General features: G+C 69.4%; 13 protein-coding genes. All 13 read right to left on the bottom strand.

All coding sequences use genetic code 11. The annotated features are described in order from the left end of the window. Positions 1-48: 48 nt before the first annotated feature. Genes nuoN through ACZ7KF_RS32255 form a run of 13 tightly spaced genes read right to left on the bottom strand, consistent with a single transcriptional unit; the run spans position 49 to position 15,735 of the window. The gene (nuoN, locus tag ACZ7KF_RS32195) at positions 49-1,698 is read right to left on the bottom strand and encodes an NADH-quinone oxidoreductase subunit NuoN (protein WP_471082936.1); all 1,650 of its coding nucleotides are present in this window, start codon (positions 1,696-1,698) and stop codon (positions 49-51) included. Continuing rightward, positions 1,695-3,266, bottom strand: coding sequence for an NADH-quinone oxidoreductase subunit M (locus ACZ7KF_RS32200; RefSeq protein ID WP_471082939.1), 1,572 nt, complete (start codon positions 3,264-3,266; stop codon positions 1,695-1,697). Before ACZ7KF_RS32200 ends, nuoN begins: the two co-directional genes overlap by 4 nt. 5 nt (positions 3,267-3,271) lie before the next feature. Beyond that, on the bottom strand, positions 3,272-5,218 hold the full coding sequence (nuoL, locus tag ACZ7KF_RS32205; protein WP_471082942.1) for an NADH-quinone oxidoreductase subunit L: 1,947 nt from the start codon (positions 5,216-5,218) through the stop codon (positions 3,272-3,274). Between the two features lie 15 nt (positions 5,219-5,233). Beyond that, positions 5,234-5,533 carry an NADH-quinone oxidoreductase subunit NuoK gene (gene nuoK, locus ACZ7KF_RS32210; RefSeq protein WP_023547474.1) on the bottom strand — a complete coding sequence of 100 codons (300 nt, stop codon included), beginning with the start codon at positions 5,531-5,533 and terminating at the stop codon, positions 5,234-5,236. Further along, a complete protein-coding gene (locus ACZ7KF_RS32215; RefSeq protein WP_471082945.1) occupies positions 5,530-6,372 on the bottom strand; it encodes an NADH-quinone oxidoreductase subunit J in 843 nt (280 codons plus the stop codon). The genes nuoK and ACZ7KF_RS32215 overlap by 4 nt, the downstream gene beginning before the upstream one ends. Beyond that, positions 6,369-7,019, bottom strand: a complete 651-nt coding sequence (nuoI, locus tag ACZ7KF_RS32220; protein ID WP_471082948.1) for an NADH-quinone oxidoreductase subunit NuoI — start codon at positions 7,017-7,019, stop codon at positions 6,369-6,371. The genes ACZ7KF_RS32215 and nuoI overlap by 4 nt, the downstream gene beginning before the upstream one ends. Next, on the bottom strand, positions 7,012-8,376 hold the full coding sequence (nuoH, locus tag ACZ7KF_RS32225) for an NADH-quinone oxidoreductase subunit NuoH (protein ID WP_471082951.1): 1,365 nt from the start codon (positions 8,374-8,376) through the stop codon (positions 7,012-7,014). Before nuoH ends, nuoI begins: the two co-directional genes overlap by 8 nt. Beyond that, the gene (locus ACZ7KF_RS32230; RefSeq protein WP_471082954.1) at positions 8,373-10,877 is read right to left on the bottom strand and encodes an NADH-quinone oxidoreductase subunit G; all 2,505 of its coding nucleotides are present in this window, start codon (positions 10,875-10,877) and stop codon (positions 8,373-8,375) included. Before ACZ7KF_RS32230 ends, nuoH begins: the two co-directional genes overlap by 4 nt. Next, on the bottom strand, positions 10,874-12,220 hold the full coding sequence (gene nuoF, locus ACZ7KF_RS32235; protein WP_471082957.1) for an NADH-quinone oxidoreductase subunit NuoF: 1,347 nt from the start codon (positions 12,218-12,220) through the stop codon (positions 10,874-10,876). The genes ACZ7KF_RS32230 and nuoF overlap by 4 nt, the downstream gene beginning before the upstream one ends. Further along, on the bottom strand, positions 12,220-13,086 hold the full coding sequence (gene nuoE / locus ACZ7KF_RS32240) for an NADH-quinone oxidoreductase subunit NuoE (RefSeq protein WP_471082960.1): 867 nt from the start codon (positions 13,084-13,086) through the stop codon (positions 12,220-12,222). Before nuoE ends, nuoF begins: the two co-directional genes overlap by 1 nt. Then, on the bottom strand, positions 13,083-14,423 hold the full coding sequence (locus tag ACZ7KF_RS32245; protein WP_471082963.1) for an NADH-quinone oxidoreductase subunit D: 1,341 nt from the start codon (positions 14,421-14,423) through the stop codon (positions 13,083-13,085). Before ACZ7KF_RS32245 ends, nuoE begins: the two co-directional genes overlap by 4 nt. Further along, positions 14,420-15,184 (bottom strand): NADH-quinone oxidoreductase subunit C, encoded by a 765-nt coding sequence (locus tag ACZ7KF_RS32250; protein WP_471082966.1) that lies wholly within the window; start codon positions 15,182-15,184, stop codon positions 14,420-14,422. Before ACZ7KF_RS32250 ends, ACZ7KF_RS32245 begins: the two co-directional genes overlap by 4 nt. Then, entirely contained in the window at positions 15,181-15,735 is a 555-nt protein-coding gene (locus ACZ7KF_RS32255) for a NuoB/complex I 20 kDa subunit family protein (RefSeq protein WP_007383964.1), read from the bottom strand. The genes ACZ7KF_RS32250 and ACZ7KF_RS32255 overlap by 4 nt, the downstream gene beginning before the upstream one ends. Positions 15,736-15,743: the final 8 nt, after the last annotated feature.

Below are 15,743 nucleotides of genomic sequence, written 5' to 3' on the forward strand. Positions count from 1 at the left end.
CACCCCGGTGGACGGGGGTGCCGGGCAGCGGCCCGCCGGAGAAGGAAGTCAGCGCACGAAGACTCCCGCCTGGCCCGCCAGGTCGAGGAAGTACTGCGGCGCCACACCGAGGACCAGTGTCACCGCCACGCCCACGCCGATCGCCAGCATGGTCAGCGGGGAGGGCACGGCGACGGTCGGGCCTTCGGCCTTCGGTTCGCTGAAGAACATCAGCACGATCACGCGGATGTAGAAGAACGCGGCGATCGCCGAGGAGATCACACCGACCACCACGAGCGGGGCCGCGCCGCCGTCCGCGGCCGCCTTGAACACGGCGAACTTCCCGGCGAACCCGGAGGTCAGCGGGATGCCGGCGAAGGCCAGCAGGAACACCGCGAACACGGCCGCCACCAGGGGCGAGCGGCGGCCGAGGCCCGCCCACTTGGACAGGTGGGTCGCCTCGCCGCCCGCGTCGCGGACCAGCGTGACCACCGCGAAGGCACCGATCGTCACGAAGGAGTAGCCGGCCAGGTAGAAGAGGACCGACGACACGCCGTCCTTCGACGTGGCGATGACACCGGCGAGGATGAAGCCCGCGTGCGCGATGGACGAGTAGGCCAGCAGCCGCTTGATGTCGGTCTGGGTGATGGCGACGATCGCACCGCCCAGCATGGTGATGATCGCCACGGCCCACATGACCGGCCGCCAGTCCCAGCGCAGCCCGGGCAGGACGACGTAGAGCAGACGCAGCAGCGCGCCGAACGCGGCCACCTTGGTCGCCGCCGCCATGAAGCCGGTCACGGGGGTGGGCGCGCCCTGGTAGACGTCGGGCGTCCACATGTGGAAGGGCACCGCGCCCACCTTGAACAGCAGGCCCATGACGAGCATGGCGCCGCCGATCAGGAGGAGCACGTCGTTGCCCATGGTGTTGGCCAGGGCGGGGTCGACGTCGGTGACGGTGCCGTCGACCACCTGGGCGATGCGCGCGTACGACACCGAGCCCGCGTAGCCGTACAGCAGCGCGATGCCGAAGAGCGTGAAGGCCGAGGCGAACGCGCCCAGCAGGAAGTACTTGACCGCGGCCTCCTGCGACATCAGGCGCTTGCGGCGGGCCACCGCGCACAGCAGGTACAGCGGGAGGGAGAAGACCTCCAGGGCCACGAACAGCGTCAGCAGGTCGTTGGCCGAGGGAAAGATCAGCATGCCGCCGATGGCGAAGAGGAGCAGCGGGAAGACCTCGGTGGTGGTGAAGCCCGCTTTCACCGCGGCTTTCTCGCTGTCGCTGCCGGGCACGGAGGCGGCCTGCGCGGCGAAGGAGTCGACCCGGTTGCCGTGTGTCTCCGGGTCCAGTCGCCGCTCGGCGAAGGTGAAGAGGCCGACCAGGCCGGCCAGCAGGATCGTGCCCTGCAGGAAGAGGGCCGGGCCGTCGACCGCGATCGCGCCCATGGCCGCGATGTGCGCCTTCGTGGTGCCGTACCCGTCGGCCGCGAGCGCGACGACCGCGGCGAACGCGGCGCACAGGGCGACGGCGGAGACGAACACCTGCGCGTAGTAGCGGGACTTGCGCGGCACGAACGCCTCGATGAGCACTCCGACCAGCGCTGCGCCGATGACGATCAGCGTCGGCGACAATTGTCCGTATTCGATCTTCGGCGCGTCGATCTTCGAGATCGGTTCGGCCGCGGTTGTCCACAGGCTGTGGACGGCTGCTGCGCTCACTTGGCCGCCTCCACCTCGGGCTTGGGGTCGGTCTTGTGTACGTCGGACATGGTCTGTTTGACCGCCGGATTGACGATGTCCGTGACGGGCTTCGGGTAGACGCCCAGGAAGATCAGCAGCACGATCAGCGGGGCGACGACCACCAGCTCGCGCGCGCGGAGGTCGGGCATCGCCGAGACCTCGGGTTTCACCGGGCCGGTCATCGTCCGCTGGTACAGGACGAGGACGTACAGCGCGGCGAGGACGATGCCGAAGGTGGCGATGATGCCGATCACCGGGTACCGCGTGAACGTGCCCACCAGGACCAGGAACTCGCTCACGAACGGGGCCAGGCCCGGCAGCGAGAGGGTGGCGAGGCCGCCGATCAGGAAGGTGCCGGCGAGCACCGGGGCGACCTTCTGCACGCCTCCGTAGTCGGCGATGAGCCGGGAGCCGCGCCGGGAGATGAGGAATCCGGCGACCAGCATCAGCGCGGCCGTGGAGATGCCGTGGTTGACCATGTAGAGCGTGGCGCCGGACTGGCCCTGGCTGGTCATCGCGAAGATGCCCATGACGATGAAGCCGAAGTGCGAGATCGACGCGTACGCCACCAGGCGCTTGATGTCCCGCTGGCCGACGGCGAGCAGCGCTCCGTAGACGATGCTGATGAGCGCCAGTACGAGGATGACGGGCGTCGCCCACTTGCTGGCCTCCGGGAACAGCTGGAGGCAGAAGCGGAGCATCGCGAATGTGCCCACCTTGTCGACGACCGCGGTGATGAGGACGGCGACGGGGGCGGTGGCCTCCTGCATGGCGTTGGGCAGCCAGGTGTGCAGCGGCCACAGCGGCGCCTTCACCGCGAAGGCGAAGAAGAAGCCCAGGAACAGCCAGCGTTCGGTGCTGGTCGCCATGTGGAGGGAGCCGTTCGCGCGGGCCTCGGCGATCTCCTGGAGGCTGAAGTTCCCGGCCACCACGTAGAGACCGATCACGGCGGCCAGCATGATGAGGCCGCCGACCAGGTTGTACAGCAGGAACTTGACCGCGGCGTACGACCGCTGCGTGGCCGCCGTCTCCTCGCCGTGCTCATGGGCACGGTCCCCGAAGCCGCCGATGAGGAAGTACATCGGGATGAGCATGGCTTCGAAGAAGATGTAGAAGACGAAGACGTCGGTGGCCTCGAACGAGATGATCACCATCGCCTCGACGGCGAGGATCAGCGCGAAGAAGCCCTGGGTGGGGCGCCAGCGGCGGCTTCCGGTCTCCAGCGGGTCGGCGTCGTGCCAGCCCGCGAGGACGATGAACGGGATCAGTACGGCGGTCAGCGCGATCAGCGCCACCGCGATGCCGTCCACGCCCAGCTCGTACCGGACCCCGAAGTCCTGGATCCAGGCGTGGGATTCGGTGAGCTGGTAGCGGGCGCCGTCCGGGTCGAAGCGGACCAGGACGGTGACCGCCAGGGCGAGTGTGGCGAGGGAGGCGACCAGCGCCAGCCATTTGGCGGCGGTGCGCCGGGCGGCCGGTACGGCGGCCGTGGCGACGGCCCCGAGGGCCGGGAGCGCCGCCGTCGCTGTCAGCAGAGGAAAGGACATCGGTATCAGACCGCCCTCATCAGCAGGGTCGCGGCGACCAGGAGTGCCGCGCCGCCGAACATCGAGACCGCGTAGGAGCGGACGAAGCCGTTCTGGAGCCGGCGCAGTCGTCCGGACAGGCCGCCGAAGCCGGCGGCCGTGCCGTTGACGACGCCGTCGACCAGGGTGTGGTCGACGTAGACCAGGGAGCGCGTCAGGTGCTCGCCGCCGCGCACCAGGACCACGTGGTTGAAGTCGTCCTGGAGCAGGTCGCGGCGGGCCGCGCGGGTGAGGAGCGAGCCGCGCGGTGCGACGGCCGGGACGGGCTTGCGTCCGTACTGGGCCCAGGCGATGGCGACACCGATGACCAGGCAGACCATGGTCGCGCCGGTGACGGTGGCGGCGCTGAGCGGAGAGTCGCCCTCGCTGTGGCCGGTGACGGGCTCCAGCCAGTGCAGGAAGCGGTCGCCGATGCTGAAGAAGGCACCGCCGAAGACGGAGCCGACGGCCAGCACGATCATGGGGATCGTCATGACCTTCGGGGACTCGTGCGGGTGCGGTTCGGTGTGCTCGCCGCGGGTCTCGGCGGCGGGCTCGGCGCTCGGTGCCTCCGGGGAACGAGTGGGTTGGTTCCTCCAGCGCTCCTCGCCGAAGAACGTCATCAGCATCACGCGCGTCATGTAGAAGGCGGTGATGGCCGCGCCCAGCAGGGCCGCGCCGCCGAGGATCCAGCCCTCGGTGCCGCCCTTGGCGAACGCCGCCTCGATGATCTTGTCCTTGGAGAAGAAGCCGGACAGTCCCGGGAAGCCGATGATGGCGAGGTAACCGAGGCCGAACGTGATGAACGTGATCGGCATGTACGTGCGCAGGCCGCCGTAGCGGCGCATGTCGACCTCGTCGTTCATGCCGTGCATCACGGAACCGGCGCCGAGGAACAGCCCGGCCTTGAAGAAGCCGTGCGTCACCAGGTGCATGATCGCGAAGACGTAGCCGATGGGGCCGAGTCCGGCCGCGAGGACCATGTAGCCGATCTGCGACATGGTCGAACCGGCCAGTGCCTTCTTGATGTCGTCCTTGGCGCAACCGACGATCGCACCGAACAGCAGCGTGACCGCGCCGACGACGGTGACGGCCAGCTGGGCGTCGGGGGCCGCGTTGAAGAGGGCGCCGGAGCGCACGATCAGGTAGACGCCCGCGGTCACCATCGTCGCCGCGTGGATCAGGGCCGAGACCGGGGTCGGGCCCTCCATGGCGTCCCCGAGCCAGGACTGCAGCGGCACCTGGGCGGACTTGCCGCAGGCGGCGAGCAGCAGCATCAGGCCGATCGCGGTGAGCTTGCCCTCGGAGGCGTCACCGGTGTGGCCGAGGACCGGGCCGAAGGCGAAGCTGCCGAAGGTGGTGAACATCAGCATGATCGCGATCGACAGGCCCATGTCGCCGACGCGGTTGACGAGGAAGGCCTTCTTCGCGGCCGTGGCGGCGCTGGGCTTGTGCTGCCAGAAGCCGATCAGCAGGTACGAGGCGAGACCGACGCCCTCCCAGCCGACGTACAGCAGCAGGTAGTTGTCGGCGAGGACGAGCAGCAGCATCGCCGCGAGGAACAGGTTCAGGTAGCCGAAGAAGCGGCGGCGGCGCTCGTCGTGCTCCATGTACCCGACCGAGTACAGGTGGATCAGCGAGCCGACGCCCGTGATGAGCAGCACGAACGTCATCGACAGCTGGTCGAGGCGGAAGGTGACGTCCGCCTGGAAGCCGGCCACCGGGACCCAGCTGAACAGGTGCTGGACGAGCGTGCGGTGTTCGGCTCCCCTGCCGAGCAGGTCGGCGAAGAGGATCAGGCCGAACACGAAGGAGGCGGCCGACAGGAGCGTGCCGACCCAGTGGCCGACGCGGTCGAGGCGCCGGCCGCCGACCAGCAGGACGGCCGCTCCGAGCAGGGGCGCCGCGATGAGCAGCGCGATCAGGTTCTCCACGATTCTTCCGACCCCTTACAGCTTCATCAGGCTGGCGTCGTCGACCGAGGCCGAGTGGCGGGTACGGAACAGCGACACGATGATCGCGAGGCCCACCACGACCTCCGCGGCGGCGACGACCATCGTGAAGAAGGCGATGATCTGGCCGTCGAGGTTGCCGTGCATCCGGGAGAAGGTGACGAACGCGAGGTTGCAGGCGTTCAGCATCAGCTCGATGCACATGAAGACCACGATGGCGTTGCGCCGGATGAGGACTCCGGTCGCGCCGATCGTGAACAGCAGGGCGGCGAGGTAGAGGTAGTTGACCGGGTTCACTTCGACGCCTCCTCGGGCCGCTTGAACGTCTCCGGCTCGATCGCCGTGCGCCCCAGGCGCTCCTCCGCGCGCTGTTCCAGCGCCCGCAGGTCGTTGAGCGCCTGCGTGGACACGTCACGGAGCTGGCCGCGTTCGCGCAGCGTCTTGCTGACGGTCAGCTCGGACGGGGTCCCGTCGGGCAGCAGGCCCGCGATGTCCACGGCGTTGTGCCGGGCGTAGACACCGGGGGCGGGCAGCGGCGGGACGTTCGTGCCCTCGCGGACGCGCTGCTCGGACAGCTCGCGCTGGGTCTTGGCGCGCTCGGTGCGTTCGCGGTGGGTGAGCACCATGGCGCCGACGGCGGCGGTGATGAGCAGGGCGCCGGTGATTTCGAAGGCGAAGACGTACTTGGTGAAGATGAGGGCCGCGAGGCCCTCCACGTTGCCGTTCGCGTTCGCCCGGCCGGTGCCGGTGAACTCCTTCAGGGAGGCGTTGCCGATGCCGGCGAACAGCAGGACGCCGAAGCCCGCCCCGCACAGAAGGGCCAGCCAGCGCTGGCCCTTGATGGTCTCCTTCAGGGAGTCCGCGGCCGTGACGCCGACGAGCATCACCACGAACAGGAACAGCATCATGATGGCGCCGGTGTAGACGACGATCTGCACGATGCCGAGGAAGTAGGCGCCGTTGGCGAGGTAGAACACCGCCAGGACGATCATGGTGCCGGCGAGGCAGAGCGCGCTGTGCACGGCCCTCTTCATGAAGACGGTGCACAGGGCGCCGATCACCGCGATCGTGCCGAGGACCCAGAACTGGAAGGCCTCACCGGTGGAGGTGGTGTAGGCGGCGAGGTGCGTGGTCATCGGCCGATCACCTTCTCCGAGGCCGGTTCGTCCTCGCCGAAGGTGGAGGCGGCCTCCTGCGGTTCCTCTCCCTTGGAGACGGCGACCTGCTGGACGGTGCCTGCCGCGGCCTGGGTCACCAGGCCGCGGTAGTAGTCCTGTTCGTCGGTCCCCGGGAAGATCGCGTGCGGTGTGTCGACCATGCCCTCTTCGAGGCCGGCGAGCAGCTGTTCCTTGGTGTAGATGAGGTTGGCGCGGCTGGAGTCGGCCAGTTCGAACTCGTTCGTCATCGTCAGCGCGCGCGTGGGGCACGCTTCGATGCACAGTCCGCACAGGATGCAGCGGGCGTAGTTGATCTGGTAGACGCGGCCGTACCGCTCGCCCGGCGAGTAGCGCTCCTCGTCGGTGTTGTCGGCGCCCTCCACGTAGATGGCGTCGGCGGGGCAGGCCCAGGCGCACAGCTCGCATCCGACGCACTTCTCCAGGCCGTCCGGATGGCGGTTGAGCTGGTGCCGTCCGTGGAACCGGGGAGCCGTGGTCTTCGTCTGCTCCGGGTACTGCTCGGTCAGCCGCTTCTTGAACATGGCCTTGAAGGTCACGCCGAAGCCGGCGACGGGGTTCTGGAAGCCGGGCTTGGGCTGCCCGGAGTCCTGAGGCTCCTCAGCCATCGGACGCCTCCTTTCCATCCGAAGTTCCGTCACTGACAGTGTCCGGTCCGCCACTGACAATCAGTTCCCGCTCGCGGCGCGGGCGGCGCCTCGGCACCGGCGGCAGCTCCTGTCCGGGCAACGGCGGTACGGGGAATCCGCCCGCCATCGGGTCGAAGGCCGGCTGCTCGGCAGCGGGCTGTTCGGCCGTCTTCGCCTTCCCGCGGAACATGTCGGCGACGAAGGAGATCAGCAGCAGGGCGAGGACGCCACCGCCCACGTAGAGGGCGATGTCGGCGAAGTCGTAGTTCTCGTTGCGCAGCGCGCGGACGGTCGCGACCAGCATCAGCCAGGTCACGGAGACCGGGATGAGGACCTTCCAGCCGAGCTTCATCAGCTGGTCGTAGCGGACCCGCGGGAGCGTGCCGCGCAGCCAGATGAAGAAGAACAGCAGCAGCTGGACCTTGATGACGAACCAGAGCAGCGGCCACCAGCCGTGGTTCGCGCCCTCCCAGAAGCCGCTGATCGGCCAGGGGGCGCGCCAGCCGCCGAGGAACAGGGTGGTCGAGACGGCCGAGACCGTCACCATGTTGACGTACTCGGCGAGCATGAACATCGCGAACTTGATCGACGAGTACTCGGTGTTGAAACCGCCGACCAGGTCGCCCTCGGACTCCGGCATGTCGAAGGGGGCGCGGTTGGTCTCGCCGACCATCGTGACGATGTAGAGGATGAAGGAGACCGGCAGCAGCAGGATGTACCAGCGGTCGTGCTGCTGCTCGACGATCGTGGACGTCGACATCGACCCCGAGTAGAGGAACACGGAGGCGAAGGCGGCGCCCATGGCGATCTCGTAGGAGATCATCTGCGCGCAGGAGCGCAGGCCGCCGAGGAGCGGGTAGGTGGATCCGGAACTCCAGCCGGCCAGCACGATGCCGTAGATGCCGACGGAGGCGATCGCGAGGATGTAGAGCATCGCGATGGGCAGGTCGGTGAGCTGCATCGTGGTGCGGTGGCCGAAGATCGAGATCTCGTTGCCGGCCGGCCCGAAGGGGATCACCGCGATCGCCATGAAGGCCGGGATGGCCGCGACGATCGGCGCGAGGACGTAGACCACCTTGTCCGCGCGTTTGACGATGAGGTCTTCCTTGAGCATCAGCTTCACGCCGTCGGCGAGCGACTGGAGCATGCCCCAGGGACCGTGCCGGTTGGGGCCGATGCGCAGCTGCATCCAGGCGACGACCTTGCGCTCCCAGACGATGGAGAACAGCACGGTCACCATCAGGAAGGCGAAGCAGAACACCGCCTTGACGACGACGAGCCACCAGGGGTCGCGGCCGAACATCGAGAGGTCTTCAGCGGCGAGGTACGCGCTCATGCCTCCACCTCCTTGGGGGCCTCGTCGGTGTCTGCCGCCGGGCCGATACGGACGAGGGAGCCGGGCCGTGCCCCGGTGTCGGAGGCGACCCCGGTGCCCGCGGAGTTCAGCGGGAGCCAGACCACCCGGTCGGGCATCTCGGTGATCCGCAGCGGCAGTGCGACCGTGCCGGCGGGGCCGGTGACGGTCAGGGTGCCGCCGTTCTCGACGCCTGCCTCGGCGGCCGTCGCGGCGGACACGCGCGCGCGTGCCGCGTGCCGGGTTCCGGCGAGCGCTTCGTCACCCTCTTGCAGGACACCCTGGTCGAGCAGGAGCCGGTGCCCGGCGAGTACGGCCTCGCCGGCGGCCGGGCGGGGCAGCACGCCCGCCACCTCCGTGGGGGCGGAGGCGCGGTGACCGTCCCAGGGGCCGAGCCGGTCGATCTCCGCGCGCGTGGTGCGCAGGTCGGGCAGGCCCAGGTGGACGTCCATGGCGTCGGCGAGCATCTGGAGCACGCGCGTGTCGGTCGGCGCGAGCCGGCGGGTCATCTGGTCGGGCTTGAGCGCGGCCTCGAAGAAGCGCACACGGCCCTCCCAGTTGAGGAAGGTGCCCGCCTTCTCGGCGACCGCGGCGACCGGCAGGACCACGTCGGCGTGTTCGGTGACCTCGCTGGGCCGCAGCTCCAGCGACACCAGGAAGCCGACGCTCTCCAGCGCCTCACGCGCGCGTGCGGGGTCGGGCAGGTCGGCGACCTCCACGCCGGCGACCACGAGCGCGGCGAGTTCGCCGCCCGCGGCGGCCTGGACGATCTGGTGGGTGTCGCGGCCGTGGCGCAGCGGGAGTTCGGCGATCCCCCAGGCGGCGGCGACCTCCTCACGCGCGCGCGGGTCGGTCGCCGGGCGGCCTCCCGGCAGCAGCGAGGGCAGCGCGCCCGCCTCGACGGCGCCGCGTTCACCGGCCCGGCGGGGGATCCACACCAGGTCGGCGCCGGTCGCGGTGGCGGCGCGCAGGGCGGCGGTGAGGCCGCCCGCGACGCCGGCCAGCCGCTCGCCGACGACGATGACGGCGCCCTCGGCGCGCAGGGCCTCGGCGGCGCGGGCGCCGGGCTCCTCCAGGCCGACGCCACTGGCGAGGGCGTCCAGCCACTCCGTCTCGGTGCCCGGAGCGGCCGGCAGCAGCGTGCCGCCCGTCTTCTCCAGGCCCCGGGTGGCGTGTGTGGCCAGCGCGAACACCTGCTGCTTGTGCTTGCGCCAGGCCTTGCGCAGCCGCAGGAAGACGCCGGGTGCCTCCTCCTCCGACTCGAAGCCGACCAGCAGGACGGCGGGGGCCTTCTCCAGGGAGGTGTACGTGACGCCCGTACCGTCGAGGTCACGGCCGCGGCCGGCCACCCGGGCCGCCAGGAAGTCGGCTTCCTCGCCGCTGTGCACGCGCGCGCGGAAGTCGATGTCGTTGGTGTCGAGTGCCACGCGCGCGAACTTGCTGTACGCGTAGGCGTCCTCGACGGTCAGCCGGCCGCCGATGAGGACACCGGTCCGGGAGCGGGCGGCGGTCAGGCCCTCCGCGGCGGCCTGGAGCGCCTCCGGCCAGGAGGCGGGTTCCAGGACGCCGTCGGCGTTGCGGACGAGCGGGGTGTCGAGGCGGTCCTTCGCCTGCGCGTACCGGAACGCGAAGCGTCCCTTGTCGCAGATCCACTCCTCGTTGACCTCGGGGTCGTTCGCGGCGAGCCGCCGCATGACCTTGCCGCGCCGGTGGTCGGTGCGGGTGGCGCAGCCGCCGGAGCAGTGCTCGCAGACCGACGGCGAGGAGACGAGGTCGAAGGGGCGGGAGCGGAACCGGTAGGCGGCCGAGGTGAGGGCGCCGACCGGGCAGATCTGGATGGTGTTGCCGGAGAAGTACGACTCGAACGGGTCGCCCTCGCCGGTGCCGACCTGCTGGAGTGCGCCTCGTTCGATCAGCTCGATCATCGGGTCGCCCGCGACCTGGTTGGAGAAGCGGGTGCAGCGGGCGCACAGCACGCACCGCTCGCGGTCGAGCAGCACCTGGGTGGAGATCGCCACGGGCTTCTCGTAGGTCCGCTTCTTTCCCTCGAAGCGGGATTCGGCGTTGCCGTGGGACATCGCCTGGTTCTGCAGCGGGCACTCGCCGCCCTTGTCGCAGACCGGGCAGTCCAGCGGGTGGTTGATGAGCAGCAGCTCCATCACTCCGTGCTGGGCCTTCTCGGCGACGGGCGAGGTGAGCTGGGACTTCACGACCATGCCGTCCGTGCACGTGATCGTGCAGGACGCCATCGGCTTGCGCTGGCCCTCGACCTCGACGATGCACTGGCGGCAGGCGCCGGCCGGGTCGAGGAGGGGGTGGTCGCAGAACCGCGGGATCTCGATGCCGAGCTGCTCGGCGGCCCGGATGACCAGGGTGCCCTTGGGCACGCTGATCTCGATGCCGTCGATCGTCAGCGTGACGAGGTCTTCCGGCGGGACCGCCGCTTCTCCCCCTCCGGAGGGAGCACTGGTGGTCACGGTCATGCGTTCACCTCCGGGCGGTCCGCCCAGGCCGTCGACTTGGCCGGGTCGAAGGGGCAGCCCCGGCCCGTGATGTGCTGCTCGTACTCCTCGCGGAAGTACTTCAGCGAGGAGAAGATCGGGGATGCGGCGCCGTCGCCGAGGGCGCAGAAGGACTTGCCGTTGATGTTGTCGGCGATGTCGGCGAGCTTGTCGAGGTCGGACATGACGCCCTTGCCGGCCTCGATGTCGCGGAGCAACTGCACCAGCCAGTACGTTCCTTCGCGGCAGGGGGTGCACTTGCCGCAGGACTCGTGGGCGTAGAACTCGGTCCAGCGGGTGACGGCCCGCACGACGCAGGTCGTCTCGTCGAAGCACTGCAGCGCCTTGGTGCCGAGCATGGAGCCGGCGGCGCCGACGCCCTCGTAGTCGAGGGGGACGTCGAGGTGCTCGTCGGTGAACATCGGCGTCGAGGAGCCGCCCGGCGTCCAGAACTTCAGGCGGTGGCCCGGCCGCATGCCGCCGCTCATGTCGAAGAGCTGGCGGAGGGTGACGCCGAGCGGTGCCTCGTACTGGCCGGGGCTCGCGACGTGGCCGCTGAGCGAGTAGAGCGTGAAGCCCGGGGACTTCTCGCTGCCCATCGACCTGAACCAGTCTTTGCCGTTTTTCAGGATGGCGGGAACCGACGCGATCGACTCGACGTTGTTCACCACAGTCGGACAGGCGTAGAGGCCTTCCACCGCAGGGAAGGGGGGACGGAGCCGCGGTTGACCACGGCGGCCTTCGAGCGAGTCGAGCAGTGCGGTCTCCTCACCGCAGATGTACGCGCCCGCACCCGCGTGCACGGTGAGCTGGAGGTCGAGTCCGCTGCCCAGGATGTTCTCGCCGAGGTAGCCCGCCGCGTAGGCCTCGCGCACGGCCTCGTGCAACCGCCGCAGAACGGGGACGACTTCACCCCGCAGATAGATGAAGGCATGCGACGACCTGATGGCATAGCACGCGATCACGATGCCCTCGATGAGGCTGTGCGGGTTCGCGAAGAGGAGCGGGATGTCCTTGCAGGTGCCCGGCTCCGACTCGTCGGCGTTGACAACTAGATAGTGCGGTTTTCCATCACCCTGAGGAATGAACTGCCACTTCATTCCGGTCGGGAATCCCGCGCCGCCGCGGCCTCGCAGCCCGGAGTCCTTGACGTAGGCGATCAGGTCGTCCGGTGACATGGCGAGCGCCTTGCGGAGTCCCTCGTACCCCTCGTGCCTCCGGTAGACGTCCAGAGTCCAGGACCGGTCCTCGTCCCAGAAGGCCGACAGCACGGGTGCGAGCAGCTTCTCGGGGCTCGTGTCCTTGACCTCGGGTACCACGGTCATCACTCCCCCTCCTCGGCGGTGGGCCCGGCCGGGTGGGCCGGGTCGGAGGCCGATGTGTCCTGCGGCGCGTCATGGGAACTGAGGTGCTCGGCCGGCGACGGTTCGTGCACCCTGTCCTGCGGTTCCTCATGCGGACCTCCGCGCGGATGGACCACGCGCGCGGGTGCGGCCTCTCCCTTTGCCAGGCGAAGGCCCACCAGCGAGGCGGGTCCCGCACTGCCGCCCTCCTCGACGGCCCCGGGCCGCTCGTCGGGGAAGCCGGCCAGGATCCGCGCGGTCTCCTTGAAGGTGCACAGCCGGGCCCCGCGGGTGGGCTGTACGGGCCGTTCGGCGCGCAGGTCGTCGACCAGGCGCTTGGCGCTCGCCGGGGTCTGGTTGTCGAAGAACTCCCAGTTGACCATCACGACCGGCGCGAAGTCGCAGGCCGCGTTGCACTCGATGTGCTCCAGGGTGATCTTGCCGTCGTCGGTGGTCTCGCCGTTGCCGAGGCCCAGGTGTTCCTGGAGGGTCTCGAAGATCGCGTCGCCGCCCATCACCGCGCACAGCGTGTTGGTGCAGACGCCGACCTGGTAGTCGCCGGAGGGCCTGCGCCGGTACATGGTGTAGAAGGTGGCGACGGCGGTGACCTCGGCCGTGGTCAGGTCCAGCATGTCCGCGCAGAACCGCATGCCGGTGCGCGTGACGTGGCCCTCCTCCGACTGCACGAGGTGGAGCAGCGGCAGCAGGGCGGAGCGGGAGTCCGGGTAGCGCGCGATCACCTCGCGCGCGTCCGCCTCCAGCCGGGCCCGGACGTCGTCCGGGTAGGCGGGTGCGGGCAGTTCGGGCATGCCCAGGCTGACGCCCCGCTCCGAAGAAGAGGTGGTCACCGGTCGACGCCTCCCATCACGGGGTCGATGGACGCGACGGCGACGATGACGTCGGCGACCTGGCCGCCCTCGCACATCGCCGCCATGGCCTGAAGGTTGGTGAAGGACGGGTCGCGGAAGTGGACCCGGTAGGGGCGGGTGCCGCCGTCGGAGACGGCGTGCACCCCGAGTTCGCCCTTGGGTGACTCGACGGCCGCGTACGCCTGTCCCGGCGGGACGCGGAAGCCCTCGGTGACCAGCTTGAAGTGGTGGATCAGGGCCTCCATGGAGGTGCCCATGATCTTCTTGATGTGGTCGAGGGAGTTGCCGAGTCCGTCCGGTCCCAGGGCGAGCTGGGCGGGCCAGGCGATCTTCTTGTCGGCGACCATGACCGGGCCGGGCTGGAGCCGGTCCAGGCACTGCTCGATGATCCGCAGGGACTGGCGCATCTCCTCCAGGCGGACGAGGAAGCGGCCGTAGGCGTCGCAGGTGTCGGCGGTCGGGACGTCGAAGTCGTACGTCTCGTAGTCGCAGTACGGCTGTGTCTTGCGCAGGTCGTGCGGCAGGCCGGCGGAGCGCAGGATCGGGCCGGTCGCGCCGAGGGCCATGCAGCCGGCCAGGTCGAGGTAGCCGATGTCCTGCATGCGGGCCTTGAAGATGGGGTTCCCGGTGGCGAGCTTGTCGTACTCCGGGAGGTTCTTCCTCATCTTCTTCACGAACTCGCGGATCTGGTCCACCGCGCCGGGGGGCAGGTCCTGGGCGAGTCCGCCGGGCCGGATGTACGCGTGGTTCATGCGCAGGCCGGTGATCAGCTCGTAGAGGTCGAGAATCATTTCACGATCACGGAATCCGTAGATCATGATCGTGGTGGCGCCCAGCTCCATGCCGCCGGTGGCGATGCACACCAGGTGGGAGGACATCCGGTTCAGCTCCATCAGGAGCACTCGGATGATCTTGGCGCGGTCGGTGATCTGGTCCTCGATGCCGAGGAGCTTCTCGACGGCGAGACAGTAGGCGGTCTCGTTGAAGAAGGACGTCAGGTAGTCCATGCGCGTGACGAAGGTGGTGCCCTGCGTCCACGTGCGGTATTCGAGGTTCTTCTCGATGCCGGTGTGGAGGTATCCGATGCCGCAGCGGGCCTCGGTGACCGTCTCGCCCTCGATCTCCAGGATCAGGCGGAGCACTCCGTGGGTGGACGGATGCTGGGGACCCATGTTGACGACGATGCGTTCGTCGTCGGCGCGGGCCGCGGACTGGACGACCTCGTCCCAGTCGCCACCGGTGACCGTATATACGGTGCCCTCGGTGGTCTCGCGCGCGGACGCGGCCGACGCGGCGGATGCTGACTGCGTGCTCACGAGTACGACCTCCGCTGGTCCGGAGCCGGGATCTGGGCGCCCTTGTACTCGACGGCGATGCCGCCGAGGGGGTAGTCCTTGCGCTGCGGGTGGCCCTGCCAGTCGTCCGGCATCATGATCCGCGTCAGGGCCGGGTGGCCGTCGAAGACGATTCCGAAGAAGTCGTAGGTCTCGCGCTCGTGCCAGTCGTTGGTCGGATAGACGGAGACCAGCGACGGGATGCGGGGGTCGCCGTCGGGGGCGCTGACTTCGAGGCGGATCAGCCGGTTGTGGGTGATCGAGCGCAGGTGGTAGACGGCGTGCAGCTCGCGGCCCTTGTCGTGCGGGTAGTGGACGCCGCTGACGCCGGTGCACAGCTCGAAGCGCAGCGCCGGGTCGTCGCGCAGGGTGCGGGCGACGCGGAGCAGGTACGCGCGTTCGATGTGGAAGGTCAGCTCGTCACGGTCGACGACCGTCTTCTCGATGGCGTTGCCGGGGAGGAGTCCCTGTTCCTCCAGAGCGCCTTCGAGTTCGTCGGCGACCTCGTCGAACCAGCCGCCGTAGGGGCGGCTCGCCGGTCCCGGGAGCCGGACCGAGCGGACGAGGCCGCCGTAGCCGGAGGTGTCGCCGCCGTTCTGGGCGCCGAACATGCCGCGCTGGACGCGGATCTCCTCGCCGCCCTGGCCGCGCTGGCCGGGGAGGTTGGAGGCGGAGAGGTCCTTCTCGGGGTTCACCCCGTTCGCGGACCCGTCGCCGCCGTGGGTGCCGTTCGCGTCGCTCACCGCAGCAGCCCCTTCATCTCGATCGTGGGCAGCGCCTTGAGCGCCGCTTCCTCCGCCTCGCGGGCCGCTTCCTCCGCGTTGACGCCGAGCTTGGAGGACTGGATCTTCTGGTGGAGCTTGAGGATCGCGTCCATCAGCATCTCGGGGCGGGGCGGGCAGCCGGGCAGATAGATGTCGACCGGGACGATGTGGTCGACGCCCTGGACGATCGCGTAGTTGTTGAACATGCCGCCGGAGGAGGCGCAGACGCCCATGGAGATCACCCATTTCGGGTTGGGCATCTGGTCGTAGACCTGCCTCAGGACGGGCGCCATCTTCTGGCTGACCCGGCCGGCGACGATCATCAGGTCCGCCTGGCGCGGCGAACCGCGGAAGACCTCCATGCCGAAGCGGGCGAGGTCGTAGCGGCCGGCGCCGGTGGTCATCATCTCGATGGCACAGCAGGCCAGGCCGAAGGTGGCCGGGAAGACGGACGCCTTGCGCACCCAGCCCGCGGCCTGCTCGACGGTGGTCAGCAGGAAACCGCTCGGCAGCTTTTCTTCGAGTCCCATGTCGTTAA

This window comes from Streptomyces sp. NPDC038200 (assembly GCF_055600785.1).

What these genes read in the sequence shown, in the direction of transcription:
- ACZ7KF_RS32200 (WP_471082939.1), bottom strand. Translation starts at nt 3,266, where the DNA reads ATGTCCTTTCCTCTGCTGACAGCGACGGCGGCGCTCCCGGCCCTCGGG.
- ACZ7KF_RS32215 (WP_471082945.1), bottom strand. Translation starts at nt 6,372, where the DNA reads ATGACCACGCACCTCGCCGCCTACACCACCTCCACCGGTGAGGCCTTC.
- nuoI (WP_471082948.1), bottom strand. Translation starts at nt 7,019, where the DNA reads ATGGCTGAGGAGCCTCAGGACTCCGGGCAGCCCAAGCCCGGCTTCCAG.
- nuoH (WP_471082951.1), bottom strand. Translation starts at nt 8,376, where the DNA reads ATGAGCGCGTACCTCGCCGCTGAAGACCTCTCGATGTTCGGCCGCGAC.
- ACZ7KF_RS32230 (WP_471082954.1), bottom strand. Translation starts at nt 10,877, where the DNA reads ATGACCGTGACCACCAGTGCTCCCTCCGGAGGGGGAGAAGCGGCGGTC.
- nuoF (WP_471082957.1), bottom strand. Translation starts at nt 12,220, where the DNA reads ATGACCGTGGTACCCGAGGTCAAGGACACGAGCCCCGAGAAGCTGCTC.
- ACZ7KF_RS32255 (WP_007383964.1), bottom strand. Translation starts at nt 15,735, where the DNA reads ATGGGACTCGAAGAAAAGCTGCCGAGCGGTTTCCTGCTGACCACCGTC.